Source organism: Agrococcus sp. AC640b, from assembly GCF_979255995.1.
Map to the genome: position 1 here is coordinate 162749 of NZ_CEEDMM010000001.1, position 16456 is coordinate 179204.

Genomic DNA, 16456 nt, shown 5'->3' on the forward strand with positions numbered 1-16456 from the left:
GTCGCGGGTCAGTCGTCGCTCGAGACGGCCGCGAGCACCTCCGGCCACGCCCGGTCGAGGCGGTCGCCGCCGATGCGGATGCCGAGCCACACGGCGAGCGCGCCGATGCCGAGTCCGACGGGCAGCGCGAGCCAGCCGAGCCACGGCATCCATGCGACGCCCATGATCGCGAGGGCCACGGCGGGTGCCGCGGCGATGGCCGTGATGGGCGCCATGATGAGCAGCGCCACGAGCGACTGCGCGCCGCCCGACGAGCCACGGCCGAACGGGCCCTGCTCGGGTGCGGGTGCGCGGCCGGGCAGGAACGCGCCGACCGCGGTGCCGACGCCCGCGGCCACGAGCGACGTGCCGACCGCTGCGCCCATCCCGGCGAGCAGGAGGTCCCATCGGCCCGTGAAGGCGCACACGAGCACGGGCGCGAGCACGATCATGGGCCCGATGACGACGCCGACGCCGAGCAGCCGACCTGCGCGGTCGGCGCGTCCGGAGACCCCGGAGAGCACGTGCAGCGACAGCGCGTCCTTGTCGTAGGCGAGGGAGAGCTGCGCGATCTGCAGCACCATGAGCGCCATGACGAGCGGCAGGAAGATGGCGAGCTCGGCGATGACGGTGCCCGTGACGAGCTGCGTGCCGACGAGGATGAGCGGCAGCGCGAGCGTCGCGATCGCGTTGAGCAGGTGCCTGGGGTCGCGCCGCTGGAACCGCACGCCGCGGGCTGCGATCGCGCCGACGGCCGTGGCAGGCAGCAGGCGGTCGACGAGGCCGCCCGAGTGCACGCGGCCACCGCCGGATGCCTGCACCGGCGCGACGAGCCGTGCCGCGAGCTGCGAGCCCCACGCCCACCACAGCAGCGCGACGGTGCCGAGGGCGACGGCCAGGCGGATGCCGGCGGCGACCCAGTCGCCGCTCGCGATCGCCGCCGGCACGCCTGCGGTCGCGCCCAGCGGCGTCCACGCGAGCGCGCCCGAGGCCGACTCGAGCATGGCCTGCAGCGATGCGGACGTCGAGATCGCCTGCACGGCGACGTTGATGAGCAGCCCCGAGGAGATGAGCAGCAGCATGAGCACGATGGCGGTGACGTCGCGCGAGCGTCGCGACGCGAGGGTGCGGGCGAGGACCCCTGCGACGACGCGCGCGCCGAGCATGCACGTGAGCAGCGTCACGGGCAGCATGACGATCGCCGAGGCGAGCGCGGCGCCGGACGTGCTCCACGCGATGAGCAGCACGCCGAGCGCGAGCGTCGTGGCGATGCCGCCGATGCCGAGCAGCTGCGCGAGCGCGAGGCCGGGCAGCAGCTGACGCGCGCGCACGGGCAGCAGCGCGAAGCGCTCGGGGGCGAGCGACTCGTCGGCGCTCGTGAGGACCGCGCCGACGCTCCAGCCGACGACGAGCACGCTCGTGACGAGCACGAGCACGAGCGGCACGATCTCGGGCGACTGGGCGGCGCCGATGCGCAGCCCGATCGCGGCGGTCGCGACGAGGCCGAGGATCGACATGGCGCCGAGCACGCCGAACGCGAGCCCGACGATGTGCCATGGGCTGCGCGTGAGCGACCGCCCGAGCTGCTTGAGGCGGAGCCCTACGAGGAGCGCAGCCATGCGAGCGTCCCCTCTCCGAGCTCGTGGACGCCGACGAGCTGCAGGAACCGCTGCTGCAGCGAGTCGCCCGCCCGCACCTCGTCGAGGGTGCCGTCTGCGAGGATGCGGCCCTCTGCGACGATCGCGACGCGGTCGCACAGCGACTCGACGAGCTCCATGACGTGGCTCGAGAGCACGACCGTGCCGCCGGAGGCGACGAAGCCGCGCAGGATGGATCGGATGGCCTCGCCCGAGACCGGATCGACGGCCTCGAACGGCTCGTCGAGCACGAGCAGCCGGGGTGCGTGGATGAGGGCGCACGCGAGCCCGATCTTCTTGCGCATGCCTGCCGAGTAGTCGACGACGAGCGTCGTGGCGGCCTCGTCGAGCCCGAGCGCCGTGAGCAGCTCGCCAGCGCGCGAGGTGACGTCGGCCTCGGCCATGCCGCGCAGCAGGCCCGTGTACCGCAGCAGCTCGGCGCCCGTGAGGCGGTCGAACATGCGCAGCCCGTCCGGCAGCACGCCCATGCGCGCCTTCGCGGCGACGGGGTCGGCCCACACGTCGACGCCGAGCACGTGCGCCGTGCCGGCGTCGGGGCGCAGCAGGCCCGTCGCCATCGAGAGCGTCGTGGTCTTGCCTGCCCCGTTGGGGCCGAGGAGGCCGAGCATCGATCCTGCGGGCACGTCGAGCGACACGTCGCCGACGGCGACCTTCTGGCCGAACCGCTTGTGCAGCGATCGGAGGGACAGCACGGAGTCGGTCATGCACCCATCCCACCAGCACGGGCTGGACGCGGCATCCGTCCGGAGGGGGAGTCCGGGCGGGGGAGCGCTCCCTAGTGCAGCGCGGCGTTCAGCGCGACGCCCGCGCCCTCGCGCGGCAGCACCTCGACGGCGCCCGTGACCGAGTTGCGTCGGAACAGCAGGCCGGGCACGCCGGACAGGCGCGACGCCTTCACCTGCTCTGGCGGGGCATCCGAGCCTGGCGTCAGCACCGTGACCTTCGTGCCGGCCGTGACGTACAGCCCGGCCTCGACGATCGAGTCGTCGCCGATCGAGATGCCGACGCCGGCGTTCGCGCCCAGCAGCACTCGCTCGCCGACGCGCACGCGCTCGGTGCCGCCGCCCGAGAGCGTGCCCATGATGGAGGCGCCGCCGCCGACGTCGGAGCCGTCGCCGACCACGACGCCCTGCGAGATGCGTCCCTCGACCATCGAGGCGCCGAGCGTGCCCGCGTTGTAGTTCACGAACCCCTCGTGCATCACCACGGTGCCGGGTGCCAGATGCGCGCCGAGCCGCACGCGGGACGCGTCGCCGATGCGCACGCCCTCCGGCAGCACGTAGTCGGTCATGCGCGGGAATCGGTCGATCAGCTGCACCTGCACGCCGGCGAGGCGCAGCGCGGGTGCCGCGGCGCGGGCATGCTCGGGCGTCGTCGGACCGTGGGTGGTCCACGCCACGACCGGCAGCAGGCCGAAGACGCCGTCGAGCGCGATCGTGTTCGGCTGCACGAGGCGATGGCTCAGCAGGTGGAGGCGCAGGTGCACGTCGAGCGCATCGACGGGGGCGGCGTCGAGGTCGATCTCGGCGTGCACGACGCGACGCTCCACCCCGAGCGCCGCGATGGGGCCCGCGTGCTCGTCGAGGGCCCGCGACGCGAGCCAGCGCGCGTCGCCATCCGGGGCGGCGCCGAGCGTCGGCTCGGGGAACCAGGCGTCGAGCAGCTGCTCGTGCGCGAACGTCGCGAGTGCGTGACCGTGAGCGAGGCGAACCATGGCTCCCAGCCTAGGCTGGGTCGCATGGCTGTCCCCACGCTCGACCTCAACGCATCCGCCGTGGATCTCACACGGCAGCTGCTCGACATCCCCTCGGTCTCCGACGACGAGGGTCCGCTCGCCGACGCCATCGAGGCGGCCATGCGCGCCGTGCCGCATCTGCATGTCACGAGGGTCGGCGACACCGTCGTGGCGCGCACCGAGCTCGGCCGCGACCGCCGCGTCGTCATCGCCGGCCACATCGACACGGTGCCGATCAACGGCAACGTGCCCTCGCGGCTCGAGACGCTCGGCGCCGTCGAGTACCTGTGGGGTCGCGGCGCCGTCGACATGAAGTCGGGCGTCGCGGTGCAGCTGCTGCTCGCGGTGCAGCTCGCGGAGCCCGTCGTCGACGTGACGTGGATCTGGTACGACCACGAGGAGGTGGGGGAGGAGCAGAACGGGCTGCGCCACCTCGCCGCCGAACGGCCCGACCTCATGCACGGCGACTTCGCGATCCTCGGGGAGCCGTCGAACGGCCACATCGAGGGCGGCTGCAACGGCACCCTGCGCGTCGAGGTGCGCACGCGCGGCGTGCGCGCCCACTCGGCACGCTCGTGGGTGGGCCACAACGCCATCCACGATGCGGCGCAGGTGCTGCAGACGCTGCAGGACTACCGCGCGCGCGACGTCGAGGTCGAGGGGCTCGTCTACCGCGAGGGGCTCAACGCCGTCGGCATCGCAGGCGGCGTCGCAGGCAACGTCATCCCCGACGAGTGCCGCGTGCACGTCAACTACCGCTTCGCCCCCTCGCGCACCGTGCGCGAGGCCATCGAGCACGTCACCGAGCTCTTCGAGGGCTTCGACGTCGAGGTGCTCGACGCGGCGGAGGGGGCGAGGCCCGGCCTCGACGCCGCCCTCGCACGCGAGTTCGTCGAGGCCGTGGGCGTCGAGCCGCGGCCGAAGTACGGCTGGACCGACGTCGCACGATTCTGGAGCCTCGGCATCCCCGCCGTGAACTACGGCCCCGGCGACCCGCTGAAGGCCCACGCCGACGACGAGCGCGTCGAGCTGCAGCAGATCGTCGACGTCGAGCGGGGCCTGCGCGCCTGGCTCACCGGCGTCACCGGCTGAGCAGCGCGCCGACGCGGCACGGCGCGGGATGACGATGTGGGCGCGGGTGCCGTGGTGGGGGCAGGCGCTCGCGATCTGGGCAGCGAGCCGCGTCGTGTCGACGGCGCTGCTCGCGGGCTTCGCCGCCGCGCAGGCCGCGAACGTCTACACGGCGGCCTCGCCCTCGCTCACGACGTTCTCGACGATGTGGGACGCCAGGTGGTACGAGCACGTGGCGACGAACGGCTACCCCGACGCGCTGCCGCGCGACGCGTCTGGCGCGGTCGTCGACAACGCGTGGGCCTTCATGCCCGTGTACCCGATGCTCGTGCGCGCGCTCGTGCGCCTCGGCCTCGACTGGCAGGTCGCGGCGCTCGCGATCGCGTGGGTCGCATCCGCGGCGTTCGCGGTGCTCGCGTTCCGGCTGCTGCGCGAGACGATCCCGCAGGCCGCGCCGTTCGCGCTCGCGCTCGTGCTGCTGGGCCCCGTGTCGCCCGTGCTGCAGGTCGGCTACGCCGAGTCGCTGCACCTCGCGCTGCTCGCGGGGGCGCTGCTGGCGGTGCGGCATCGGTCGTGGGGCATGCTCGCGGCGCTCGTGCCGCTGCTGGCGCTCACCCGGCCGTCGGGCCTCGCGACGGCGCTCGCGCTCGGCATCGTGCTCGCGTGGGCGCTGACGCGGGGCAGGGATGCGTGGCCGAGCCGAGATCGGGTCGCGCTCGCCGTGCTGGCCGCATGGTCGCTCGCGTGGGGTCTCGCGTGGCCTGCGTGGGCCGCGGTCCGCACGGGCGAGCCGGGCGCCTACGTCGCGACCGAGCTGCGGTGGCGCGCGCCGTACGTCGGGCCGATGGAGCTCGTGCCAGGCACCGGATGGGTCGCGGGGTCGCAGTGGTGGCTCGGCGGGGCGGGCCTCACGGTGCTCGCCCTCGTCGTGGGTGCGCTCGCATGGGTGCTCGCCAGGCGTGCGAGTCGCGTCGCGATGGGGGTGGAGGCGTGGGCGTGGGTCGTCGCGTACCTGCTGTACCTGCTGGCGGTGTGGTTCCCGCAGTCGTCGACGTTCCGCATCCTGCTGCCCGCGTTCCCGCTCGTCGCGGTGATCGCGGTGCTGCCCGGCCGCTGGTGGCGCCCGGTCGCGCTCGTCGCATGCGTCGCCGGGCAGGCGGCATGGCTGTGGGCGTGCTGGCTGGTCGTCGGCGTCGACTGGACGATCCCATGACGATTGCGTGACATTCCTGTCGCATCACGCCGCATCCCAGGGTCGCCTCGAAGTTCCGTGGGATACTGGATGCCTGGGAACGAGAGGGGAACCCCCACATGGCTGCTATGAAGCCTCGTACTGGTGACGGTCCGCTGGAGGCAGTGAGGGAGGGACGGCTCATCGTCGTGCGCGTCCCCCTCGAGGGCGGCGGTCGCCTCGTCGTGTCCGTGAACGATGCGGAGGCGGCCGAGCTGCACGCTGCGCTGAGCGGCGTCGTCGTCTCGGCCTGACGCCGACGTGAGCAGGGGGCGAGCCGTTCGGCTCGCCCCCTGCTCACGTCTTCGCCCGCTGCAGCGGGCTGAGGTCGGTCCGGTCAGGGCTCCGGCAGGCGCGTGACGTGGAGCAGGCCGTCGCCGACGGGGCTCACGGCGATCGCGACGGCGTCGCTGCCGCTGAGCTCCCTGAGCAGCGCGCGGGCGTCGGCGACGTCGTCGCCGCGCTGCGCGGGGTCGACGACGCGGCCGCCCAGCAGCGCGTGCGCGACGAGCACCGTGCCGCCGACGCGCACGAGCCGCAGCGCATGCTCCACGTGCTCGATGCGGTCGGCGGGGTCGGCGTCGACGAGCACGACGTCGTAGCTCGCCTCGTTCATGCGCGGCAGGATCTCGCCTGCGGAGCCGGTGATGAGCCGCACCTTCGCCTGCGCGTAGCCGGCCTGCGTGAAGGCCGATCGCGCGTGGCTGTGGTGGTCGAGCTCGGTGTCGATCGACGTGAGCGTCGCCGTGGGGGCGCCGCGCAGCAGCCACAGGCCGCTCACGCCGGTGCCGGTGCCGATCTCGAGGATCGCGCCAGCGCCGACCGTCGCGGTCGTGAGCGCGAGCAGCGCTCCGACGGCAGGCTCGATCGCCGCGACGCCCAGCTCCTCTGCGGCGTCGCGTGCGCCGGCGAGGATCGCATCCTCCGGGCTCAGGTCGTCGAGGTACTTCGACGTCAGTGCAGTCTCCACGGTGCCTCCGAGTGCGAGGCTAGCCGGGTGCGCGACGCTCGATGCCACGCCGCGCCGCACGTGCTGCGTGCACCGCGTAGGCTGGTGGGCGTCGAGAGGAGAGGGCCGTGACGTTCCTCGGGTTGACCCTCGACAAGCTCATCGTCATCGCGGTGATCGCTGCGATCATCCTCGGTCCCGAGCGTCTGCCTGCGGCTGCCGAGCGGCTCGCGGGCCTCGTGCGCGGCGTGCGCGACCTCGCGAACGGTGCGAAGGACCGCATGCGGGAGGAGATGGGCCCGGAGTTCGACGAGGTCGACTGGCGCAGGCTCGACCCGAGGCAGTACGACCCGCGCCGCATCGTGCGCGAGGCGCTGCTCGACGACGCGCCCGCTGCGGGTGCGAAGGCCGCGGCGAGCGCAGCGACGGGGGCCGCGATGGGTGCTGCGGGAGCCGCAGCCGCAGCCGGATCCTCCAGCCGCCCGCAGCGGAGGCCGACGCCGCGCGACCCGCTGACGGACGGTGCGCCGTACGACGTCGAGGCGACGTGAGCGCGACGCGTCGCACGACCTCGGGCGCGGCAGTGACGATGTCTCACTTCCTACCGTAGAGTCTGCTGCATGCCCGCTGACCGAATCCCGCGCTCCACGGTCTGGCGCTACGCGATCGGATCGCTGGGCACGGGCGGGTTCAGCACGCTGCCCGGCCTCGTGCTCCTCTACTTCATGACCGACACGCTCGGGGTGTCGGCGCTGTGGGCGGGTCTCCTCATCGGCGCGGTCAAGGTGTGGGACATCGTCGCGGACCCCGTCATCGGCGCGCTCTCCGACGACGACGACGCCCGCACGGGGTCCCGCAGGCGGTGGATGCTCGTCGGCGCGCTCGCGCTGCCCGTGCTGTTCGTCGCGACCTTCGCGGTGCCCGCGGATCTCGCACCGATCGCCGCCGCCATCTGGGTCGGCATCGCATTCCTCGGCGCAGCGACGGCGTTCAGCGTCTTCCAGGTGCCGTACATGGCGCTGCCTGCCGCGATCTCGCACGACTACGACGAGCGCACGCGACTGCTCACGGCGCGCGTCGTCATCCTCACGATCGCGATCCTCGCGTTCGGCGGTGGCGGACCCGCGCTGCGCAGCCTCGGGGGCGACGACCACTCCGGCTATCTGCTCATGGCCCTCGTGTGCGCCGCGCTGCTCGCGGTCGGCGGCCTCGTCGCCGTCTCGAGCGCGCCCCGCCACGCGCCGCGCGTCGTCGAGCGCCGCTCGATCGGCGCGATCTACCGCGAGACGTGGGACGTGCTCGCGCACGGCCCGAGCCTGCGCGCGCTCGTCGTGCCGTTCTTCCTGCAGGCCGTCGCGACCGGCCTCATGCTCGCCGGCGGTCAGTACGTCGCGACGTACGTGCTGCAGGACGAGGACGCGATCACCTTCCTCTTCGTCGCGCTCATCGCCCCGGCGATCGTCGCGGCGCCAGGCTGGCAGTGGCTCTCCGGTCGCACGTCGAAGCGGTTCGCGTTCCAGCTGGCATCCATCGTCTTCATCGTCGGCGGCGTCATGCTCGTGCCCGCGCTGCTCGTGCCCGACCTGTGGGTCTACGCGCCCGTCGCCTTCGCGGGCCTCGGCTACGCGGGCATGCAGTCGCTGCCGATGGCGATGCTGCCGGATGCCATGGCCCACGACCGCAAGCGCTCGGGCGTCGACCGCTCCGGCGTCATCGGCGGCGTGTGGACGGCGATGGAGACGACGGGCTTCGCGCTCGGCGGCCTCGTCATGGCGCTCGTGCTCGCCGCCTCCGGCTACGTCGAGAGCCGGGGAGGCGCGGAGCAGCCGGAAGGCGTGCTCATCGCCATCGCCGTCGCCTTCAGCGTCGTGCCGGCAGGCATCGCGCTCGTGTCCCTGCTGCCGCTGCGCGGCTACCGTCTGACCCGCGCCGTCGTCGACGCCGACGTGGCACCCGAGCAGGAGACCGCACGGTGATCTTCGACATCCGACCCGACGAGGTGCTCGCGCGCTTGCGAACGCTGCGTGCGGAGCACGACGCCCCCACGCGAGGTGGCCGCGTGCTGTCGTACGTGTACGACCCCGGCGTGCCCGAGCTGCATGCGCTCGTCGACGATGCGGCGCTCGAGGTGCTGCACCTCAACGGCCTCGACCCGTTCGTGTACGGCTCGCTCGCCGTCGTCGAGCGTGAGATCGGCGCGACCATGCGGACGCTGCTGCACGGCGACGACGGCGTCGTCGCCACGTGCACCTCCGGTGGCACCGAGTCGATCATCCTCGCGGTGCTCGCCGCCCGCGAGGCGTCCCCGGGGCGTCGGCGCATCGTGGCCCCCACGACGCGGCACCCCGCGTTCGCGAAGGCCGCGCACCTGCTGGGCATGACGCTCGACGTCGTGCCGGTCACGCAGGAGGGCGTCGTCGACGTGGACGCGTTCGTGGCAGCCCTCGGCGACGACGTCGCGCTCGCCGTCGTGTCGGCGCCCAGCTACCCCCACGGCGTCGTCGACCCGATCGCCGACGTCGCGGCCGCATGCCTCGAACGTGGCATCGACGTGCACGTCGACGCGTGCTTCGGCGGCATGGTGCTGCCGTTCCTGCCCGGGCTGCCTGCGTGGGACCTCGCGGTGCCCGGCGTCACGTCGATCTCCGCAGACCTCCACAAGTACGGCTACGGCCCCAAGGGCGCCTCCGTGCTGCTGCAGCGCGGCGCCGATCGGCAGCGCAGCATGATGTTCGCCGATGCCGACTGGCCCGGCTACCCCGTCGCGACGTCGACGCTGCTGGGCTCCAGGCAGTCGGCCGGGCTCGTCGCGGCGTGGGCGGTGCTGCAGTCGCTCGGCACCGCCGGCTTCGGCGAGCTGCAGTCGCAGTGCGCGCGCATCTCCGGCGCCATCGTCGCTGCCGTCGAGGGCATCGAGGGCCTGCGCGTCGTCGGCAGCCCGGTGGGCGTCGCGATCGCGATCGCCTCGGATGCCACGTCGCCGTCGCCGGTCGATCCGCTGCGCCTCGGCGACGCGCTCGTGAGCCGCGGCTTCCTCGCGCAGGCGCAGCCCGGGCTGCAGCAGGTGGGCGCCGCCGCATTGCCGACGACGCTGCACCTCACGGTGACGCCCGCGCTCGCGCAGCATCTCGACGAGCTGCTCGCGGCGCTGCGGGACTGCGCTGAGGAGGTGCGCGGCGTCGCTGCCGCGACCGGCGAGGGTGCGGCGGCGCTGCAGGCGCTCGAGGGCGTGCCGCTCGATGCGACGACGGCGGGCGCGATCCTCGCGCAGCTCGGCGTCGACGAGCTCGGCACCGACCGCGCCGAGCTCATCGCGATCATCGAGGCGACGCCGCGCTCGGTCATCCACCGGCTGCTCGTGGAGCTGCTCGCGCGCCGCCTCGGCGACTGACGCAGCGGGCACGGGAGTCAGCGCGTCGAGAAGGGCAACGACCTGCCGGCGAGCCCGAGCCCGCCGCGCAGTCGTCGCGCGAGCGCGACGATCGCCTGCGCCCCTGGGTCGTCGGGATGGGTGACGACGACGGGCGTGCCCGCGTCCCCGTCCTCGCGCAGCGCGATCGACAGGGGCACGCTCGCCAGCAGCGGCACGTCGAGGCGCCGCGCCGCCTCCGTGCCGCCTCCGGAGCCGAACAGCTCGAGCACCGAGCCGTCGGGCTGCACGAGGCCGGCCATGTTCTCCACGACGCCCGCGACGCGCTGCCCCGTCTGCCTCGCGACCTCGGCCGAGCGCTCGGCGACGTCGGCCGCAGCGCGCTGCGGCGTCGTGACGACGACGACCTCCGCATGCGGCAGCAGCTGCCCGAGCGAGATCGCCACGTCGCCCGTGCCAGGCGGCATGTCGATGAGCAGCACGTCGAGATCGCCCCACCACACGTCGGTGAGGAACTGCTGCAGCGTGCGGTGCAGCATGGGGCCGCGCCACGACACCGCGCGGTTGCCCTCGACGAGCATGCCGATCGACACCACGTGCACGCCGTGCGCGCTCGGCGGCATCATGAGGTCGCCGACCCGCGTCGGCACGCCCTCGACGCCGAGGATGCCAGGGATGGAGTAGCCGTGCACGTCGGCGTCGACGAGCCCCACCTTGAGCCCCGTCGCGGCGAGCGCGACGGCGAGGTTCGCGGTGAGCGTCGACTTGCCGACGCCGCCCTTGCCGCTCGTGACCGCGAGGATGCGCGTGAGGGAGTCGGGTCCGAACGCCATGGTGCGCTTGCCTCGGAGCCGCTCGACGAGCGCCTGCCGCTCGGACGGCGTCATGACCCCCACGGCCACGTCGACCGACTCGACGCCAGGCACCGAGCCTGCCGCGGCCCGCACGTCGGCCTCGATGCGGTCGGCGGCCGGGCATCCGACGATCGTGAGCCGCAGGTCGACGTGCGCCGTCGAGCCGACGAGCGACACCTCGCCGATCATGTCGAGCTCGGTGACGGGCTTGCGGATCTCCGGGTCGATGACGCCGGCGAGCGCCGCGCGGATCGCGTCGACGGTCACGGGCGGTGGCCGGGCTGCCGCTGCTCGTCGGCGTGCTCGTCGGCCTTGCGCTGCTCGTCGATGTCCTCGAGCAGGCTGCGCAGCTCGGCGCGGATGAAGTCCTTCGTCGCCATGTCCTTGATCGCGAGCCGGAGGGCGACGACCTCGCGGGCGAGGTACTCGGTGTCGTTGAGGTTGCGCTCGGCGCGCACGCGATCCTGCTCGATCTGCACGCGGTCGCGGTCGTCCTGCCGGTTCTGCGCCAGCAGGATCATGGGCGCCGCGTACGAGGCCTGCAGCGACAGCGCGAGCGTCAGCAGCGGGAAGCCCTGATCCTGCGGGTCGAACTGCGAGTCGTGCGGTGCGATCGAGTTGTAGCCGAGCCAGACGCCGACGAAGATCGTCATGCCGATGAGGAACCACGGCGTGCCCATGCCGCGCGCGAGCGCCTCGCTGAAGCCGCCGAAGCGGTCCTTCGACTCGCGCTTGCCTCGGCGACGGCTCAGCAGTCCCGGGCCGGATCCCTTCGGGGTCGCGAGCCGATCCTGCCGCTCGCCTCGGTCGCGACGCTCAGCCACGGCGCACCTCGCCGTCGTTGCTGCGCCAGTCGTCGGGCAGGATGTGGTCGAGCACGTCGTCGACCGTCACGACGCCGACGAGGCGCGAGGCGGCGTCGACCACGGGCACCGACACGAGGTTGTACGTCGCCATCGTGCGCGTGAGCTCCGCGGCGGTCTCGTCGACGCGCACGGGCTCGATCGCGGGATCCAGCAGCGTGCCGAGCCGCTCGTTCGGCGGATAGCGCAGCAGTCGCTGGAAGTGGACGACGCCGAGGAACGCGCCCGTCGGGGCCTCGTACGGCGGCAGCGTCACGAACACGGCTGCGGCGAGCGCCGGAGCGATCTCGTGCTTGCGGATCGTCGCGAGCGCCTCCGCGACGGTCGCGTCGGATGCGAGGATCACGGGCTCCGTCGTCATGAGGCCGCCGGCGGTGTCCTGGCCGTACGCGAGCAGCATGCGCACGTCCTCGGCCTCCTCGGGCTCCATGAGCTCCAGCAGCGCCTCGCCGCGCGCCGCCGGCAGCTGCGCGATGAGGTCGGCGGCGTCGTCGGGCTGCATCTGATCGAGCACGTCGGCGGCGCGGTCGTCGCCGAGGGCGTCGAGGATCGCGACCTGGTCGTCCTCGCCCATCTCCTCGAGCACGTCGGCGAGGCGATCGTCGGAGAGGTCCTCCGCGACCTCGAGCATGCGCTGCGCAGGCAGGTCGCGCAGCGCCGTCGCAGCGTCGGCGGCGTTGAGGTCCTGCAGCTGGGCGAGGATGTGGTCCGACTCCTGCTCGCCCTCCGACGAGTGCAGCACGTCGTTCCAGCCTGCGAGGGTCGTCGGGCCCTTGCCGAACGGCGACGTGCGCGGCTTGCGCAGGAACACCTGCTGCGCGATCCAGTCCCCGGAGTGCTGCTCGACGATCGACAGGTCCTCGAGCGTCGCCCTCGTGCCGTCGCGCAGGGTGACGCTGCGGCCGAGCACCTCGGCGAGCACGAGCTGCTCGCCGCCTCGCTGCTCGAAGCGGCGCAGGTTGATGAGGCCCGTCGTGATGAGCTGCCCGCCGCCGATCGACATGACGCGACCGATCGACAGGAACACGCGTCGCTTGCCCGAGACCTCCACGACGAAGCCGACGATGCGCGGCGGTGCGCTCTCGCGCGGCACCATGACGACGTCGCGAACCCGGCCCACCTTGTCGCCCTGAGGGTCGAAGACGGGGCAGCCCGCGAGCCGTGCGACGAACGCCTTGCTGCTCACGGTGCAACGCTACCTGTGCGCTTCGCGGGGCGCGAACGGGCCACGCGGGCTGCGAGCGGCGTGGGACGATGGGGAGGTGAGCATCCTCCAGCCCTCCGACCGCGGCGAGCAGCGACTGCCCGACGGCATCGTCGTCGCCTCGTTCCCGACCTACGCCGAGGCGCAGGCTGCGGTGAACACGGTGTCGGAGTCGGAGACCGAGATCCGCGGGCTCGCGATCGTCGGCAACGACCTCAAGCTCGTGGAGCGCGTCATGGGCAGGCTCACGTGGGGCAGGGTCGCGATGGGCGGCCTCGTGCGCGGCCTCTCGTTCGGCATCTTCTTCGCGCTCGCGATCTACCTGCTCATGCCCGAGTCGCTGCAGTCGGCGCTCGTGCTGCCGCTGCTGGGTGCCGCGATCGGCATCATCCTCGCGATCGTCACCCACTCGATCGGGCGCAAGCGCCGCCAGTTCTCGAGCGTGCAGCAGGTGCTCGCCACGCGGTACGACATCGTCGCGCCGCAGGAGATCGCAGGCAAGGCGATGCACGTCATCGGTCAGCGCGGTGCCATGGCGCCCGTCACGACCCCCGCCGAGGCGCCGGTCGAGCCGACGCCCGAGGCGCCGCAGCCGTAGCCCTCGCGCCCGACGCGGGCACGATGTCGGTCGCGTGGGCCGCCGCCGACGCGATCGCGTCGGTGATGGCGTCGAGCAGCGTCGACGACAGGTTCCAGCGCTGCCAGTGCAGCGGCACGTCGATCGGGTCGCCGTCGAGCGCGACGAACGCGCCGTCGGCGAGCTGCGACGGCAGCAGCATGCCCCAGCCGAGACCGAGCTCGATGGCGCGGCCGAACTCGGCGGAGGCTGACACGAGGTGCCGCGGCGGGGAGCCGTCGACGCCGCGTGCGGCGAGATGCCTGGACTGCAGCACGTCGGAGTCGTCGAAGTCGACGTACGGTGCGATGGCGAGCTCCTCGGCGGTGCCGCCGTTCGGCAGCCACCTGGCTGCGAAGCCTGCGCTCGCGGCGGCGACGTAGCGCATGCCGCCGATGGGGGAGGAGACGCAGCCGGGCACGGGCTCGCGCTGCGCCGTCACGGCACCCATGACGGTGCCCGACTCCAGCAGCGCCGCCGTGCGATCCTGATCCTCGCGGTGCAGCTCGACGACGACGTCGTGCTCGGCGGCGACGGCGGCGACGGCTGGCAGGAACCAGCTCGCGAGCGAGTCGGCGTTGACCCCCAGCCGCACGGTGGCGGTGCCCTGCTCGGCGCCGAGCTCGGTGAGGGCCTCGTGCTCGAGCAGCGCGAGCTGGCGACCGAGCCGCAGCAGCACGGTGCCGTCGGGCGTGGGCGCCACGGGCCTCGTGCGGGTCAGCAGCACGCGACCGAGCTGGCGCTCGAGGGCGCGGATCCGCTGGCTCACGGCCGAGGGAGTGAGGGCGAGCGCCGTCGCGGCACCGTCGAGCGTGCCGGCGTCGACGGCGGCGACGAGGGTGCGCAGCAGGTCGCGGGGCAGCTCCATGTGCTGCACGCTACCTGAAGCGTGGCTACAGGTGGTGCAGGATCCTGCGCTGGACCTGCAGATGCGGCGGCCGTAGCGTCGAGGCGTGCTCTCCTTCGCTGCCTTCGTCGCCGGCCTCGCCCTCTGCCTCGGTCTCATCATCTCGATCGGTGCCCAGAACGCGTACCTGCTGCGTCAGGGCATCCGACGCGAGCATGTCGGTGCCATCGTCGTCGCGTGCATCGCGAGCGAGGTCGTGCTGCAGACGGCCGGCGTCGCGGGCGTCGGCCTGCTCGTGCAGCACGTGCCGTGGCTCGAGCCCGTCGCGCGGTGGGTGGGCGCCATCTTCCTGCTCGGCTACGCCGCGCTGTGCGTCCGGCGTGCGTGGAGGGGTGGCGGGGCGCTCGTGGAGGCGCCTGCCGACGCTGCGGACGCTGGTGCGGGCGGCGTGGCCGTGCGGCAGCGCACGACGCGGCGCACCGCGGTGCTCACGATCCTCGCGCTCACGTGGCTCAACCCGCAGGCCGTGATCGAGACCACGCTCGTCATGGGCTCGATCGCGGCGACGCACGGCGACGGCCGCTGGTCGTTCCTCGTGGGAGGGCTGCTGGCCGCGGTGGTCTGGTTCGTCGGCTTCGGCTACGGCGCCAGGTTCCTCGCACCCCTGCTGCGCACCGAGCGTGCCTGGCGCATCCTCGACGCCGGCATCGCCGTCGTCATGGTCGGCATCGCGATCGCGCTCGTCACGTTCTGAGCCTGCGCGTCAGCTGCGCAGCGGTGCTCGAGTGCGTGCGCGTCTGGGGTAGGCCGTGGTGATGCGCCAGCGGCGGCGGCGGGTGCGACGGGAGCGCGGGCTGCGGGGCACGGATGCGGCCGTGCTCGGATGGTCGTGGGTGGCGTGGTGGATGGTGAGGGCGCCGCGGTGGACCTCGGTGTGGTGGTGCTGGCAGAGCAGGATGCCGTTGTCGACGTCGGTGGTGCCGCCGTGCGACCAGGGCAGGACGTGGTGGGTCTCGCACCAGCCGGGCGGGGCGGTGCAGCCCGGAGCCCTGCAGTGGCGGTCGCGGGCGACGATCGCGCGGCGTTGGGCCTTGGAGAACAGGCGCCGGCGGCGGCCGAGCCGCAGCGGCTCGCCCGAGGGATCCTGCGCGACGACCTGCACGAAGCCGTCGCAGAGGATGCGGGCGGCGATGCTGACGGGGATCGTGTCACCGGAGCGGGAGAGCGTCGCGAGGTCGTCGAGGGTGTCGGGGCGGCCATGGAGGGCGTCCTCGGCGACGGTGATCGTGAGCGTCGGGGCCTCGCCCGAGATGCGCGGCGAGGTGGTCTCGGCGTGCCGGCTCACGATCGTCACGAGCGCGTCGATGCGACCTTGCTCGGTGGTGCGCTCGTCGACGGACACCTCGACGTCGCCGTTTTCGTCACCGCTGGGCAGGTCGGTGTCGGGTTCGTCGGTCGCGCCGCACGCGTCTTCGAACTGCACGCGGCGTGGCTTGACGTGCGCGTCGAACGCCGTCAGCAGCACCTCGGCCTGCTCGGCGGTGCAGCGGCCCTCGATCGCGTAGTCACCGTCGCGGCGACGTGACATGCGCAGGAACCGCCTCGCGAGGTGGTCGTCGTAGCGGGGTTCGTCGCCGTCGGGATCGATGCAGTCCAGGCACCGCCGCGCGGCGGTCGCGAGGGTCTCGGGTGTCGCTGGCTCCGCATCCTCGCCCGTGCCGCACCCGACCTCGACGAGCAGCCGCTCCGCGTCGTCGAGATCCTCGAGCGACGCGCGGCCGCCGTTCCTGTCGAGGCCGGTGGTGATCGCGTGCGCCTGCGCCACCGACAGCCACCCTGCCTGCAGCGCGTCGGCGACATGCGCGAACGACACCGGGATCGTGCCGCCGGACACGGCGACCGTCGTGGTCGTCGCCGCTGCGACGCTGCACAGCTGCTTCGCCTCGTGCCAGCGCACGCCGATGCGGGACTGCAGCATCCGCTCCACCGAGCCGTAGCCGGCGCGACGCACGAGCGACTCGTCGACAGGGCGACCGCTCGAACGCGCACCGACCTCCGCCGCCACCGCGACGATCGCCG

17 protein-coding genes are annotated in these 16456 nt (G+C 73.3%); 8 read left to right on the forward strand and 9 right to left on the reverse strand.

The features are described 5' to 3' along the window. Positions 1–8: 8 nt before the first annotated feature. The 3 genes from ACZ6H8_RS00835 to dapD form a co-directional block, all read right to left on the reverse strand. A complete protein-coding gene (locus tag ACZ6H8_RS00835) occupies positions 9–1598 on the reverse strand; it encodes a hypothetical protein (protein WP_464143469.1) in 1590 nt (529 codons plus the stop codon). Further along, complete coding sequence (locus ACZ6H8_RS00840; protein WP_464143470.1) at positions 1580–2341, reverse strand: ABC transporter ATP-binding protein; 762 nt, start codon at positions 2339–2341, stop codon at positions 1580–1582. Before ACZ6H8_RS00840 ends, ACZ6H8_RS00835 begins: the two co-directional genes overlap by 19 nt. 71 nt (positions 2342–2412) lie before the next feature. Continuing rightward, a complete protein-coding gene (dapD, locus tag ACZ6H8_RS00845) occupies positions 2413–3351 on the reverse strand; it encodes a 2,3,4,5-tetrahydropyridine-2,6-dicarboxylate N-succinyltransferase (protein WP_464143471.1) in 939 nt (312 codons plus the stop codon). A gap of 24 nt (positions 3352–3375) precedes the next feature. On the opposite strand from dapD, the gene dapE reads away from it, so the two are divergent. From dapE to ACZ6H8_RS00860, 3 genes are all read left to right on the forward strand, one after another. After that, on the forward strand, positions 3376–4464 hold the full coding sequence (dapE, locus tag ACZ6H8_RS00850) for a succinyl-diaminopimelate desuccinylase (RefSeq protein WP_464143472.1): 1089 nt from the start codon (positions 3376–3378) through the stop codon (positions 4462–4464). Positions 4465–4492: 28 nt separating this feature from the next. After that, entirely contained in the window at positions 4493–5656 is a 1164-nt protein-coding gene (locus ACZ6H8_RS00855; RefSeq protein ID WP_464143473.1) for a hypothetical protein, read from the forward strand. A 98-nt stretch (positions 5657–5754) separates the two neighbouring features. Continuing rightward, the gene (locus tag ACZ6H8_RS00860) at positions 5755–5928 is read left to right on the forward strand and encodes a DUF3117 domain-containing protein (RefSeq protein WP_144718937.1); all 174 of its coding nucleotides are present in this window, start codon (positions 5755–5757) and stop codon (positions 5926–5928) included. Between the two features lie 83 nt (positions 5929–6011). Here ACZ6H8_RS00860 and ACZ6H8_RS00865 read toward each other — a convergent pair whose 3' ends face one another. After that, complete coding sequence (locus tag ACZ6H8_RS00865; protein WP_464143474.1) at positions 6012–6644, reverse strand: O-methyltransferase; 633 nt, start codon at positions 6642–6644, stop codon at positions 6012–6014. 107 nt (positions 6645–6751) lie between these two features. Between ACZ6H8_RS00865 and ACZ6H8_RS00870 the strand changes: the two genes are divergently transcribed. The 3 genes from ACZ6H8_RS00870 (at position 6752) to ACZ6H8_RS00880 (ending at position 10014) form a co-directional block, all read left to right on the forward strand. Then, positions 6752–7174 (forward strand): twin-arginine translocase TatA/TatE family subunit, encoded by a 423-nt coding sequence (locus tag ACZ6H8_RS00870; protein WP_464143475.1) that lies wholly within the window; start codon positions 6752–6754, stop codon positions 7172–7174. Between the two features lie 69 nt (positions 7175–7243). Then, positions 7244–8599 carry an MFS transporter gene (locus ACZ6H8_RS00875; protein WP_464143477.1) on the forward strand — a complete coding sequence of 452 codons (1356 nt, stop codon included), beginning with the start codon at positions 7244–7246 and terminating at the stop codon, positions 8597–8599. Then, entirely contained in the window at positions 8596–10014 is a 1419-nt protein-coding gene (locus ACZ6H8_RS00880) for a pyridoxal phosphate-dependent decarboxylase family protein (protein WP_464143479.1), read from the forward strand. The genes ACZ6H8_RS00875 and ACZ6H8_RS00880 overlap by 4 nt, the downstream gene beginning before the upstream one ends. A gap of 17 nt (positions 10015–10031) precedes the next feature. On the opposite strand, the gene ACZ6H8_RS00885 is transcribed toward ACZ6H8_RS00880, so the two are convergent. The 3 genes from ACZ6H8_RS00885 to ACZ6H8_RS00895 are packed head-to-tail and all read right to left on the reverse strand — an operon-like array spanning position 10032 to position 12896. Further along, a complete protein-coding gene (locus ACZ6H8_RS00885; RefSeq protein ID WP_464143480.1) occupies positions 10032–11114 on the reverse strand; it encodes an Mrp/NBP35 family ATP-binding protein in 1083 nt (360 codons plus the stop codon). Continuing rightward, positions 11111–11671, reverse strand: a complete 561-nt coding sequence (locus ACZ6H8_RS00890; RefSeq protein WP_464143482.1) for a DUF1003 domain-containing protein — start codon at positions 11669–11671, stop codon at positions 11111–11113. The genes ACZ6H8_RS00885 and ACZ6H8_RS00890 overlap by 4 nt, the downstream gene beginning before the upstream one ends. Then, a complete protein-coding gene (locus tag ACZ6H8_RS00895; protein ID WP_464143484.1) occupies positions 11664–12896 on the reverse strand; it encodes a magnesium transporter MgtE N-terminal domain-containing protein in 1233 nt (410 codons plus the stop codon). The genes ACZ6H8_RS00890 and ACZ6H8_RS00895 overlap by 8 nt, the downstream gene beginning before the upstream one ends. Before the next feature lie 76 nt (positions 12897–12972). Between ACZ6H8_RS00895 and ACZ6H8_RS00900 the strand changes: the two genes are divergently transcribed. Continuing rightward, positions 12973–13512 (forward strand): YflT domain-containing protein, encoded by a 540-nt coding sequence (locus ACZ6H8_RS00900; RefSeq protein ID WP_464143486.1) that lies wholly within the window; start codon positions 12973–12975, stop codon positions 13510–13512. Here the strand turns inward: ACZ6H8_RS00900 and ACZ6H8_RS00905 are convergent. Beyond that, a complete protein-coding gene (locus ACZ6H8_RS00905; protein ID WP_464143488.1) occupies positions 13457–14398 on the reverse strand; it encodes an ArgP/LysG family DNA-binding transcriptional regulator in 942 nt (313 codons plus the stop codon). The genes ACZ6H8_RS00900 and ACZ6H8_RS00905 overlap by 56 nt on opposite strands. Positions 14399–14483: 85 nt before the next feature. Between ACZ6H8_RS00905 and ACZ6H8_RS00910 the strand changes: the two genes are divergently transcribed. Next, positions 14484–15131: a LysE/ArgO family amino acid transporter gene (locus ACZ6H8_RS00910; RefSeq protein WP_464143490.1), complete on the forward strand. Its 648-nt coding sequence runs from the start codon at positions 14484–14486 to the stop codon at positions 15129–15131. 9 nt (positions 15132–15140) lie between these two features. On the opposite strand, the gene ACZ6H8_RS00915 is transcribed toward ACZ6H8_RS00910, so the two are convergent. Then, positions 15141–16456 (reverse strand): HNH endonuclease signature motif containing protein (locus ACZ6H8_RS00915; RefSeq protein ID WP_464143491.1); only part of this gene is annotated, 1316 nt, incomplete at its 5' end.

What these genes read in the sequence shown, in the direction of transcription:
- ACZ6H8_RS00835 (WP_464143469.1), bottom strand. Translation starts at nt 1,598, where the DNA reads ATGGCTGCGCTCCTCGTAGGGCTCCGCCTCAAGCAGCTCGGGCGGTCG.
- ACZ6H8_RS00840 (WP_464143470.1), bottom strand. Translation starts at nt 2,341, where the DNA reads ATGACCGACTCCGTGCTGTCCCTCCGATCGCTGCACAAGCGGTTCGGC.
- dapD (WP_464143471.1), bottom strand. Translation starts at nt 3,351, where the DNA reads ATGGTTCGCCTCGCTCACGGTCACGCACTCGCGACGTTCGCGCACGAG.
- dapE (WP_464143472.1), top strand. Translation starts at nt 3,376, where the DNA reads ATGGCTGTCCCCACGCTCGACCTCAACGCATCCGCCGTGGATCTCACA.
- ACZ6H8_RS00855 (WP_464143473.1), top strand. Translation starts at nt 4,493, where the DNA reads ATGACGATGTGGGCGCGGGTGCCGTGGTGGGGGCAGGCGCTCGCGATC.
- ACZ6H8_RS00860 (WP_144718937.1), top strand. Translation starts at nt 5,755, where the DNA reads ATGGCTGCTATGAAGCCTCGTACTGGTGACGGTCCGCTGGAGGCAGTG.
- ACZ6H8_RS00875 (WP_464143477.1), top strand. Translation starts at nt 7,244, where the DNA reads ATGCCCGCTGACCGAATCCCGCGCTCCACGGTCTGGCGCTACGCGATC.
- ACZ6H8_RS00905 (WP_464143488.1), bottom strand. Translation starts at nt 14,398, where the DNA reads ATGGAGCTGCCCCGCGACCTGCTGCGCACCCTCGTCGCCGCCGTCGAC.